Origin of the sequence: Alicyclobacillus herbarius DSM 13609 (genome assembly GCF_000430585.1) — a bacterium.
GTDB lineage: Bacteria > Bacillota > Bacilli > Alicyclobacillales > Alicyclobacillaceae > Alicyclobacillus_G > Alicyclobacillus_G herbarius.
In genome coordinates, this window is sequence record NZ_AUMH01000002.1 from 198,404 (window position 1) to 209,224 (window position 10,821).

A 10,821-nucleotide genomic window follows, 5' to 3' on the forward strand; every position below is an offset into this window, starting at 1 on the left:
TCCGAAGGGAAACGGGAAAACCCGGCCCCTCGGAATCCCAACGGTCGAGGACCGGTTGGTGCAACGTGCGGTCGCAAGGATTCTCGAAGCCATATTCGAACAGGATTTGTACCCTTTTCGTACGGCTTCCGGCCGGGACGGAACCCACATCAGGCACTACGAGCGTTACGTACCTGTATTGTAACGGGTAAGGTACGGCATGTATTTGAAGCAGACATCCGCGGCTACTTCAATCACATCAACCACGAATGGGTCATGAAAATGGTCCGACAACGGATTGCCGACCCGGTCATCTTAAGACTCATCGGGAAGTGGCTGAAGGCGGGTGTTATGGCAAACGGAGTCGTTCGGCGCAACGAGGAAGGAAGTCCCCAAGGCGGGCCGATCAGTCCAATCTTGGCGAACATCTATCTGCGCTATGTGCTTGACCTGTGGTTCGAGAAACGGTGCAAGAAATGGTTTCAAGGAGAGGCGTACCTTATCCGTTTTGCCGATGATTACGTCGCATGCTTCCAATACAAACGGGACGCGGAGAACTTCGAGACCTTGTTGAAGGAACGAATGAAGAAGTTCGGACTGGAGTTGGCGGAGGAAAAGACGCGACTCATTCTCTTTGGCAGGTTTGCCAGAGAACAAAGGGCCAAATATGGGGAGAAACCGGAAACCTTCGATTTTCTCGGGTTTAAACATGTCTGCGGAGTCGACAGGAATGGCAAGTTTGCGTTGGTAAGAATACCAACAGTGAAGAGCTGTCAGAAATTTCTCGACCGCGTCCACGACTGACTCAAGAAACACAGTCACTGGAAGCGACGAGACCAACAGCGGCAACTGAGCCAAATGCTAGCGGGGTTCTACCAGTATTTCTCGCTCCATCATTGTAAGCCGAAGCTGGAGTATATCCGGTCTCAGGTGCAACTTCAATGGATACGGTCGCTTCGGCGCAGAAGCCAGCGACACCGATTATATTGGAGCTATCTGTCGAACCGGTCATGGTTTGAACTCCCGTACCCGACACTGCTGCATTCGGATGTCTGACGAGTCACGATCGTGAATCGTTCTGGGGAGCCCGATGCGGGAAATCCGCACGTCGGGTTCTGCTTGGGGCTGGCGGCACAGGGGAAACCGAGGCCGCCTTCTACCAACCACAACATTGACCACAAGTTGCTGATGAAGGCTGTCCGCAAACACACGGATAACCCATGGGTGATTCTGTACATTGAAAGATGGCTGAAGGCACCGTTTCAGTTGTCGGATGGGACCGTGGTGGAGCGAACGAGGGGCACGCCGCAAGGCGGTGTAATCAGCCCGGTGTTGGTCAACCTGTTTCTTCATTACGCGTTGCAAGGTGGTAAGAAAATAAGAAAATAAGAATTAAACAACGGGAAGAAGGGGATCACATGGAGCGTATTGTACATCCCACAGAACGTGGACAGGAAACCATTCCGAAGAATATCCGAGAGGCGTTACACATTTCAACGGATACGCCACTGGCTATTCGTCAGGAAGGGACACGTATCATCATCAAACCCCTTTCTGGGCTGGAACGCCTAACGCGCAAACTCGAACACGAAGCGAAGGTCCGAGGTATTTCGCCGGAAGACTGGACAAGCTATGGATGAGATTCGCGATCCCAAAGACGGGCCAATTTTGGCGGACCGTCATTCGAATTACCTTTGATGGCACGGGGTAAGTACGATGGGGGCAAGGATACAGTCACCTCTCACCGGGTTCAATGCAAATGACTGGTAGAGTGAGGGCCTCCCCCTTGAACAAGAGCAAGGTAGAGTAACGTAACTGGGTACATGTAGGTTTCAACCTTGGAGGATAGCCCCCACTGCTCATCTACACCCGTCTATTTTAGAATCTCGTGATCACGTGGAAGCCCATCGTTCGGTAGTTGCTCATATCTTCGAAAACCCGGGATACTTCCTCTAAACCCACTTCCTCAGTCACCAAGGACTTGGGATTGAGCCGGCCCGACGCTACCAGGTTCAGTAAACCACGGTAAGCCGGGTGCGGGTTGCCTAGGCTCCCCACGAATTCCAACTCCATGGCCGTAATCATATCCACGGGTAAGGAGACCATCCCGCCTTCTTCCGACGTCGTCAAACCGACCTGAACGTGACGTCCACCCTTGCGCAGCGACATCACCGAGTTGAGGACCGTGTCCCGAATGCCTAAAGCATCGATACCCACATTCGCCCCGCCCTTGGTAATTTCTTTGATGGCTTCCGGGACATTTTCCTGTTTAGCATTGATTACATGGACGGCACCTTCTTGTTTTGCCTTCTCCAATTTCGCATTATCAATGTCCACGGCGATGACTTGCGCCCCCAGTGCCGTGGCTACTTGGATGGCGGACAGCCCGACACCCCCTGCGCCTTGGACCGCTACCCAATCTCCTGGATGTACATTTCCTCGTACCACTCCATGGTAACCTGTCATGAACCGACAGCCGATGGCGGCCGCTGTTAGACCATCCACATTTTCAGGAAGGCGAATTAGATTGAAATCTGCATTTTTGACCAACACGTACTGGGCATATCCTCCGTCGAATCCAGAAGCCATGCCGTATATGACAACGCTTTCGCAGAGGTTAGGAACTCCTTTAAGACAGTACTCACAGTGGCCACACCCATAATGGAATGGTACTGTCACCCTGTCGCCGCGGACAAAATTTTTGACGTCCTTGCCTACCTCTTCGACCACGCCTCCAAATTCGTGACCTAACGTAATGGGAAGTTCCGGTGACAGTCCGATCCAGGAAAAGTCCCCTTGCCACGCATGCCAATCCGTTCGGCACACACCGCACGCTTCCACCCGTAATACTGCGTCTTGCGGACCTGGATTGGGATCTGGGACCTCCTGAACGAATAGAGGCTTTTTGTGCTCTATGAGACGGGCTGCTCTCATCTTTTCATTCCTCCTATGATTGTCTCGGGATAACTTATCTCGAACCGAATTCGCCATGAATCCACGATAAGATCCGTGTGTTACTAATCGTCGGATGTTGCTGTCGGTCAAATCAGCCATTGACGGATCTGTAAGGATCGCTTTCGCCTCGTCTACTTTTACAATCGAGAATATTCATTAACCGCTGCCTCGGCAACCTGAACATCGTTGGCCACCGAGCTACCGCTGACCCCCACCGCACCAACGATCCTTCCTTCCTTCACAAGAGGAATACCTCCTCCAAATGCGACGATACGTCCTTGATTGGTTGTTGTCAGCCCATACAACTCTGCTTGCGGTACAGTAGCTTCCGCCAAGTCTGATGTACGCGTCTTTAATGCTACTGATGTCCAAGCCTTATTTTGGGCAATTTCAACACTCGCAAGCCAAGCATCGTCCATTCGATGGCAGGCGACAAAATTGCCCCCTTCGTCCACAACCGCGATGACCATGGAGACACCAATCTTTCGTGCTTCACTTTCCGCCCTTTCAATTAATCGTTTCGCGATGTCTAACGTAATCTCCGCCATCCATCATTCACCCTTTCGATTGTTTCTAGGTATCGTACCGGTCAATCGACCTGACTACCCACGTCTTCTGCTCCCAACTCTGAGCGACCATAGTCATACAATCTGAACTCAGGCAGGATGCCTAAGGCGCCCACAATTACCCCCAGGGGAAGGGCCGATCGCGACTCACCCTAGTATGACCGCGGGATTAATGGGATAGCTTGAGATGTGGCTGAATCCCGCCATCATCACCACCGCGACTCTGAACGCAGTCTCACCATCCCCATGTCTGCCAGTATATAGGAGTGGTGGTTGTTTGATTCGCCAGCATACCGTTGAAGACAGCGGTCCCAGCTCCCCTCCAAACTCGCATCGCGGTTTCGATCCGTTCTGCCACACTCCACTTCAGCAGGGCCGACTAATTCTCTAACTGGATCGCCTCTATTTCATCCGGCTGTCGAGAATGATAGAAATCGTTCCGGATTCTGCTTGCGCACCAAACCGTGTGGATCGATCACAAACTTGCGCGCCACCCCTCTGTCAAAGTGGGTATAACCGTGAGGCGCGTCCTCCAAGTCGATCACAGTGGCATTTACGGCCTTCGAGATCTGCGCTCGTCCGCTGAGAATAGCATTCATCAGCTGTCGATGGTACCGCATGACAGGTGTCTGTCCGGTAACAAAGGAGTGCGCCTTGGCCCATCCCAAACCAATGCGAATGCGCAGGGAGCCAATTTTGGCGTCTTCGTCTATTGCCCCCGGATCTCCGGTGACGTAGAGTCCAGGAATGCCCAGCCGACCTCCGGCCCGGGTCACTTCCATGATGGTATTTAAGACGGTAGCTGGTGCTTCTTGGTGATTGGGGCCGTGACCGTGGGCCTCGAAACCAACGCAGTCCACGGCACAATCGACTTCCGGAACCCCGAGGATCTGTTCAATCATCTCACCCAGATTATCATGATTGCTCAGATTCACGGTTTCACAACCGAAACTGCGGGCCTGCTGGAGCCGCTCCTCGTTTAGGTCACCGACAATGACCACCGAGGCGCCCAGCAGTTGTGCGGAATGGGCAGCAGCCAGTCCAACCGGACCGGCACCCGCAATGTATACAGTAGAACCGGTTGTTACACCGGCACTGATGGCACCGTGATAGCCGGTCGGAAAAATATCTGATAACATTGTGAGATCAAGTATTTTTTCCATTGCCTGATCTTTATCAGGGAATTTTAGCAATTGAAAGTCTGCATAAGGAACCATCACGTACTCTGCTTGACCGCCGACCCATCCCCCCATATCCACATACCCATACGCTGATCCGGGACGGTCTGGATTCACGGTAAGACAAATATGGGTATTTCCTTCTTTACAGTTCCTGCATCTACCGCATGCGATGTTGAAAGGAACGGATACCAAGTCACCTTTCCGGATGAATTCGACATCCCGTCCAACCTCAATGACCTCGCCGGTGATTTCATGTCCCAATACCAAACCTTCCGGCGCGGTGGTACGACCGCGAACCATGTGCTGATCGCTGCCACAGATGTTCGTGGACACCACTTTCAAAATCACACCGTGTTCGCATTTGCGTCCCACGTTCAGTGGATTGACACCAGGGCCATCTTTGAGCACCAATTCCGGAAAGTCAATGTTTTCAACCGCCACACGACCTGGACCTTTGTACACAACCGCGCGATTGCCAGACATATGGTTCCCCTCTCCTTCCACTTTTACGGGACCTGTCATTGGATTCCTATTTCTAGTGTGGCTCAGGCGTCCGTGGTCTTGATTGATCACCCCCATAAATATTTTCCACATGGCGGTAAATGTGACGTGGAATCATGAAACGGATTTCAAGACGAAGGATACGGTCATTTCGTATAATTATCAATGAGGTATTTCTGAATTTGTTTATAAGTACGGATTATTTTGTGCAGTACGCTTTTACGGTTGGCGAATGCGGAGCGTAAATGTACCGGAAGTCCTGGTAAGGAGGCGTACTCGGTTGAAGCGGCAAAATGATGTTAGGAATGCAGACATATCGAGAAACGACAACCGGATGGTTAACCCACGAGACCCAAATGCATCGTCGAGCGCCCAGTATGAATCGCGGACTCTCTCCTCGACGACATTGGAATCGCTGAACACCGCCCGGAAAGGACGGTGGCTGTTACAACAACTAGATCAGTACATCGAGGATCTCCGCCGCGTCTCGCCCACACTTTCTTTTTCTATTTTCGATATGCACGATGTTCTTATTCGCAAGGTGAGGGCACATTCAGCATTAGCTGTCCCGGAGGAACGTTGGCATCGTTTTGACGTCGCGATACACAACATTGTTTATGGGTATCTGTACACGTCCACCCCGCTGAAAGAGGTGATGGATGAGACCACCCAGTCCCTGTACTCGCTACGTTTGGCACTTTTGTTGACGGAGTTGTTAGAATGGGCTGCCACGGAGGCGGAACGGCGCGGAGAAAAGATACAGAAGGTGCTGATGGAAGGTGTGACAGCAGAGAATGCACACCTGTTGTCTTTATGCGGATTGCATGCGCACCCGGGGTATACCGTGGTGGCCATGGAGTTGCACGAACCGGAACGCAAGTTTCAAATAATGGATGTTCTTAGAAGGTTCATGATAGCAAATATCTGGTGCTACCAAGATGAATTTCCCTTTTTGGCCTACCGTCCCAATGGGATTCTCGGCATCTTTGCTGGTGTGGACCCGTCCGTGTGGACCACGACGTCACATGCATGGATCAAAGCATGGGAGGCCTACCAATCCCGGATTTCCGAAAAACCGTTGTCCATCCGATTGTATGTGACCAAAGCTCGTGACGAGAAACACATCGGCGCCGCTTTGCGCGAGACGGAACTAGTCATGCGGTATGCCGACAAGTCTGGATATGAAGGCATTCTTTCGCACCACGTCAGCCCTGCGGTAATGCGCGTGTTGACCAATCTTTCAGACGTGGATCTGATTGAGCTGGTTCACAGCACCTTGGGTCCGCTGTTGGAGCCTGAGCACCAACATCTCCGGGAGACGCTCAAAGTCTATTTGACCAGCGGTCAGAACGCTACGAAGGCGGGTCAGGCTTTGTTTCTCCATCGCAACACACTGCTCTATCGAATTCACCAGATTGAGCAGCTTCTCGGAGCTTCGCTTCGGAACCTGCAGGATCTGACCGCGATCTGGACAGCACTGCAGGCATTGGAGCTGCTCAACATGTTTGGAAAGAACATCACGGGAGATGGAACGCCGCATTGAGTGCATATCCCAGCCAATCTGACGCCGAAAACGGCCCACAAGCGAACCCTTTAATGTAAAAAATATGATTCAGACAGTGGGAGTGTGATCTTGAACTGTACAGTTAACCTTCTTCCCGTATATCTGTTGCGTAACGTTCGGGCCAGTTATAACAACCCCGTATGGGGAATCGACATCACCTACATTCGACTGAAGAAGGGCTGGATGTACTTGGTGGCTGTCATAGACTGGTACTCTCGGTACATTGTGAGTTGGGAGCTGGAGCAGACCATGGACATTGAGTTCGTTCTCAGAGCCGCCAAATCGGCCCTGAACCAGGGCAAGCCCGAAATCTGGAACAGTGACCAAGGCAGCCATTTCACCAGTCCACAGTACACCGATTTGCTGAAGGAGGCGGGTGTACAAATCAGCATGGATGGCCGAAACCGGGCTGTGGGTAACATCTTCACGGAGCGGTTCTGGCGAACACTGAAGTACGAGGAGGTGTACACAAAAGAGTACGCCAGTCCGAGAGAAGCGAGGGAGTCAATCAGAAAATTCATTCACTATTACAATCATGAACGAACGCATCAATCACTGGGGTACCACACGCCTGCAGAGATTTACCTGAAGGGAATGAAGACTGAAGATTCAATACATCCTCAGTCTTCTACACAACATACATATTGTGGAAAGGAGATTGCTTAAAGACAGGAAAAGACAGTTTTTCTCTCCCCTATGTCCTAAGGCCATACACGCCCCTCTCTCCTTCTACAAAGAGGAAATCGGGCTTAAAGAAAGGGGTGAGGGGTGTATAGCTTAGAAATCTAATAAAATTTGTCTTGACAAAGGGGACCATCTTAAAGAACTTCGATAACCGATGCCGGGCACGCAACCGGTCTTCTATTACGTCTTCCCGAGCACGAACAAGGTCGCGCAAGGTCTCTTCAGCCTCGGTCGGTACCCACACGGGTGTCAATTCACCGGTACGTAGTAACTGCGCTAACCTCAGTGCGTCTCTCCGATCCGTTTTGACTCGTTCGCCCTGACGCACCGGAATCAGCGACGGGGCGACAACGATGCACGATAAATCCATTGCTCGAAGCAAGCGATACAATCCATAGCCGGTCGGTTTCGCTTCATAGCAAAATTCTAGCTGGACATTGTCAGCACTCAGCTGGCGCACGAGCTTCCTGACTGCTTCGACCGTGTAGGGATTGTCCCTACGAACCGAGCTTCACTTCGCCCGCTTTCAGCTACAGCTACCGCAATCGTTTCCTTGGCTACATCCAGACCGACGTACTTTGTGATATGCTTCATACATGTGGCTCCTTTCGTATGTGGCTCTGCACTGGACTTTGGTTTCAGCGTAATCCGCGGTGTACGAAACGGAGCCGCCTCGTTCATTATGACTACTTACGATAGAACGCATGGGGAGGTTATGATTGAACAAGTCACCAGACGCGTCATTGATTACAGGGGCGCGGCTGAACTGGGGTGGGGGGATGGAAGAAGGGGTGTTAACGAGTGAAATTTGGGCAGAGGACGCGATCGGCTCTTGAACGGTTATACACGGGGTATTTTGCGTCCGTGATGGCGACAGGAATTGTATCAACGGCGCTAAAGCTAGCCGGAAACCGAATGGCGTCCGCCATCCTTCTCGTTGTCAGCATCTTGATTTATGTGGTATTAGTGGTCGCGTACCTGCTACGGTGCTTCTGGTTTCCAACCCAAGTGAAAAACGATCTCACCAATGCAGCCAAGGTGTTTGGATACTTCACCTTTGTTGCTGCGAGCAATGTCTTAGGTGACGGCTTGATCGAGTACGGCTATGCGAAGGTCGCCCTGTGGTTGGAGATCGTGGCGATCATCGTGTGGACTGCTCTGGTGTACCACATTATGATGTACCTGATATTTTACAACCGCGAGCCTGTTGAGAAAGTCATCAATGGCAGTTGGCTGATTGCGACGGTCGGTATTGAGTCGGTGGCGGTGGTCGGAACCGCTCTTGCAGAAAGTTTCCCGAGGTATTCATCCCTGTTGTCGATGGTTTCCATCGCAACATGGGAATTTGGCGCCATCTTATACTTGATTTTTATCGGGATCGTCATGTGCCGGTTCTTCTTCTATTCAATCACCGCTTCAGACTTAAGCCCGCCCTACTGGATCAACATGGGGGCTGTGGCCATCACCAGTCTTGCTGGAGCGCGAATTACCCTACTGGCTCACCCATCTAATTTTCTTCAGACCGTACGCCCTTTTGTAGAAGGCTTTACATTTCTGCTCTGGGTTTGGGGGAGTTGGTGGATTCCCCTCTTGATCCTTATTGGAATCTGGAAATATGTCGTCTTTCGTGAAAAAATCCGGTACGAACCTGCTCTGTGGACCATCGTCTTCCCTCTGGGTATGTTCACTGTCGCCACGGAGACGATGAGTAAAATTCCGGGGTTGGGAGCCATGCATGCGATTGTACCTTGGGGATTGGGCGTAGCCGTCATAGCGTGGTCCCTGGTTGCAATCGGTTGGTGCAAGTCCTGGTTCCACCGTCTAGCTTCGGGTCAAAACACCTCCGTTTCGGATCCCTCGCAATATTATGTGGATTAGCGCTATGTAAAGCACCCATTCATTGTGAGACATTGCCGGTACCACTCCCTCCCTGCATCGACAGCGTCTCGAATCGAACATGACGTCCGGATCCACGGTACGCGCGCTCTCACGCGCAGGGAGGGGGCCGACGAAACCAATTTTGCGGATCGAATTGTCGGGATTTAATTTATCCCTTCTTCGGCCGGTACGTCCCAGGAACCGCACGCATGCTGATGGCGAGCCGGTTCCAGCCATTGATTGCAATCACGGCAAGGGTGAGTTGCACCAGTTCCTTCTCAGAAAACTGACTCCTGGCCCATTCATATACGTCGTTAGGAACGTGCCCATCGGATAGGTTTGTCACTGCTTCAGTCCACGCCAGTGCAGCGCGTTCCCGTTCTGTGTAGAACGGGGTTTCGCGCCAAGCCGGGAGCAAATACAGACGCTGCTCTGTTTCACCGGCGGCCCGAGCATCTTTGGTGTGCATATCCAGACAATAGGCGCAGCCATTAATCTGCGAAGCGCGTGTCTTCACAAGTTCTAACAGGCTTTGTTCCAAGCCGCTGTTGGATACACAATGTTCAAGTTCCAGCATTGCACGGACAACTTCCGGAGCGACCTTGCCGTAATCGATTCGCGGTTCCAACGGCATTTCCTCCTGTTTTATGGTTTGCATCTGTCTATTCCATTGTACAGGAGCATGAAGTCAAACAAGTTGATTTGTATCACATTGATTGGTCGAGCAAGCGGAGGGATGCCGATCTGGGGCGCTTGGTGGATGCACGGCAATTCCGACCCACTTTGCTATCGAGCAGGATCAGGAGACAAGTCGGGGAAAGGGTGTGCGTGATTTCACAACACCGAGTCCTTCGTGTCGGTACATTAAATAGCCAAGCGGTGATATGTCAAGGGGGTGATCGAGATGAATTGGAAATCACTTTGGAAGAAGACGACAAATTTATGGAAAGAGACATGACTTGAATAAAACCCGCCTGTTCACCGAATTTTCACGTCAGTGAGGAGGTCCTCGGAACTGGAAATTCCGGTTGAGTTGGGGGAAGGAATTACCTCCTTCTCTCCGGGGGTGTGTACAGCTGTTTGGTGGTCAGTAGTGTGAACACCAAGCGTACCAGTTTTCTTGCGGTCAGGACGAGTGCTCTTTTGTGCTTATGCTTCAATGCTTCGCCGTACTTCTTTCGGTAGAACTCGACGTATTCAGAATCATACTTTCGGACTTTGTCCGCAGCCTGAATCAGGTAATAGCGCAGATACCGGTTACCTGTACGCATTCGAGACGTCTCTTCGGACTCGTACTCCCCGGACTGGTTCTGGTTCCACACGAGGCCTGCGTATTTTGCCAGGGCGCTGTGGTTCTTGAAACGCTGAATGTCGCCAATTTCGGCGATGATGCCGGCAGCGTAGACCGGGCCAATGCCATTGACGGATTCGAGTGTGTTGGGAATGGCTCGCATGAGTTTCCCAATGGCTTTATCAAGCCGTTTCACCTCGGATTCCATATGCTGAATCACGC

At 51.7% G+C, this 10,821-nt stretch carries 11 protein-coding genes and 1 pseudogene; 6 read left to right on the plus strand and 6 right to left on the minus strand.

Features of this window, described 5'->3' with window-relative positions; genetic code table 11:
- Window positions 1-93 precede the first annotated feature (93 nt).
- From H522_RS20895 to H522_RS17125, 3 genes are all read left to right on the plus strand, one after another.
- A complete protein-coding gene (locus H522_RS20895; RefSeq protein WP_211230634.1) occupies window positions 94-783 on the plus strand; it encodes a reverse transcriptase domain-containing protein in 690 nt (229 codons plus the stop codon).
- Between the two features lie 264 nt (window positions 784-1,047).
- Window positions 1,048-1,368: a reverse transcriptase domain-containing protein gene (locus H522_RS22015; protein ID WP_026961073.1), complete on the plus strand. Its 321-nt coding sequence runs from the start codon at window positions 1,048-1,050 to the stop codon at window positions 1,366-1,368.
- Between the two features lie 29 nt (window positions 1,369-1,397).
- Window positions 1,398-1,619, plus strand: coding sequence for an AbrB/MazE/SpoVT family DNA-binding domain-containing protein (locus H522_RS17125; RefSeq protein WP_035452185.1), 222 nt, complete (start codon window positions 1,398-1,400; stop codon window positions 1,617-1,619).
- Window positions 1,620-1,857: 238 nt separating this feature from the next.
- On the opposite strand, the gene H522_RS0102365 is transcribed toward H522_RS17125, so the two are convergent.
- From H522_RS0102365 to fdhA, 3 genes are all read right to left on the minus strand, one after another.
- Window positions 1,858-2,913, minus strand: coding sequence for a zinc-dependent alcohol dehydrogenase family protein (locus H522_RS0102365; protein WP_026961074.1), 1,056 nt, complete (start codon window positions 2,911-2,913; stop codon window positions 1,858-1,860).
- Window positions 2,914-3,071: 158 nt separating this feature from the next.
- The gene (locus H522_RS0102370) at window positions 3,072-3,482 is read right to left on the minus strand and encodes a GlcG/HbpS family heme-binding protein (protein ID WP_026961075.1); all 411 of its coding nucleotides are present in this window, start codon (window positions 3,480-3,482) and stop codon (window positions 3,072-3,074) included.
- 425 nt (window positions 3,483-3,907) lie between these two features.
- Window positions 3,908-5,164, minus strand: coding sequence for a formaldehyde dehydrogenase, glutathione-independent (fdhA, locus tag H522_RS17130; RefSeq protein ID WP_051343704.1), 1,257 nt, complete (start codon window positions 5,162-5,164; stop codon window positions 3,908-3,910).
- Between the two features lie 559 nt (window positions 5,165-5,723).
- On the opposite strand from fdhA, the gene H522_RS0102380 reads away from it, so the two are divergent.
- Together H522_RS0102380 and H522_RS17135 are read left to right on the plus strand one after the other, a co-directional pair.
- Window positions 5,724-6,725: a PucR family transcriptional regulator gene (locus H522_RS0102380; RefSeq protein ID WP_162143471.1), complete on the plus strand. Its 1,002-nt coding sequence runs from the start codon at window positions 5,724-5,726 to the stop codon at window positions 6,723-6,725.
- A gap of 120 nt (window positions 6,726-6,845) precedes the next feature.
- Window positions 6,846-7,331, plus strand: a pseudogene (locus tag H522_RS17135) (IS3 family transposase); the annotation flags it as partial.
- Window positions 7,332-7,440: 109 nt separating this feature from the next.
- Here the strand turns inward: H522_RS17135 and H522_RS17140 are convergent.
- Window positions 7,441-7,890, minus strand: a complete 450-nt coding sequence (locus tag H522_RS17140) for an IS110 family transposase (RefSeq protein WP_026961077.1) — start codon at window positions 7,888-7,890, stop codon at window positions 7,441-7,443.
- Between the two features lie 341 nt (window positions 7,891-8,231).
- On the opposite strand from H522_RS17140, the gene H522_RS17145 reads away from it, so the two are divergent.
- A complete protein-coding gene (locus H522_RS17145) occupies window positions 8,232-9,308 on the plus strand; it encodes a tellurite resistance/C4-dicarboxylate transporter family protein (RefSeq protein WP_051343708.1) in 1,077 nt (358 codons plus the stop codon).
- Window positions 9,309-9,477: 169 nt separating this feature from the next.
- Here H522_RS17145 and H522_RS0102400 read toward each other — a convergent pair whose 3' ends face one another.
- Together H522_RS0102400 and H522_RS0102405 are read right to left on the minus strand one after the other, a co-directional pair.
- Window positions 9,478-9,936 carry a carboxymuconolactone decarboxylase family protein gene (locus tag H522_RS0102400; RefSeq protein ID WP_026961078.1) on the minus strand — a complete coding sequence of 153 codons (459 nt, stop codon included), beginning with the start codon at window positions 9,934-9,936 and terminating at the stop codon, window positions 9,478-9,480.
- Window positions 9,937-10,354: 418 nt separating this feature from the next.
- Window positions 10,355-10,821: IS110 family transposase (locus H522_RS0102405; RefSeq protein WP_026961079.1), on the minus strand; the 467-nt coding region annotated here is incomplete at its 5' end.

What these genes read in the sequence shown, in the direction of transcription:
- H522_RS17125 (WP_035452185.1), top strand. Translation starts at nt 1,398, where the DNA reads ATGGAGCGTATTGTACATCCCACAGAACGTGGACAGGAAACCATTCCG.
- H522_RS0102365 (WP_026961074.1), bottom strand. Translation starts at nt 2,913, where the DNA reads ATGAGAGCAGCCCGTCTCATAGAGCACAAAAAGCCTCTATTCGTTCAG.
- H522_RS0102370 (WP_026961075.1), bottom strand. Translation starts at nt 3,482, where the DNA reads ATGGCGGAGATTACGTTAGACATCGCGAAACGATTAATTGAAAGGGCG.
- fdhA (WP_051343704.1), bottom strand. Translation starts at nt 5,164, where the DNA reads ATGTCTGGCAATCGCGCGGTTGTGTACAAAGGTCCAGGTCGTGTGGCG.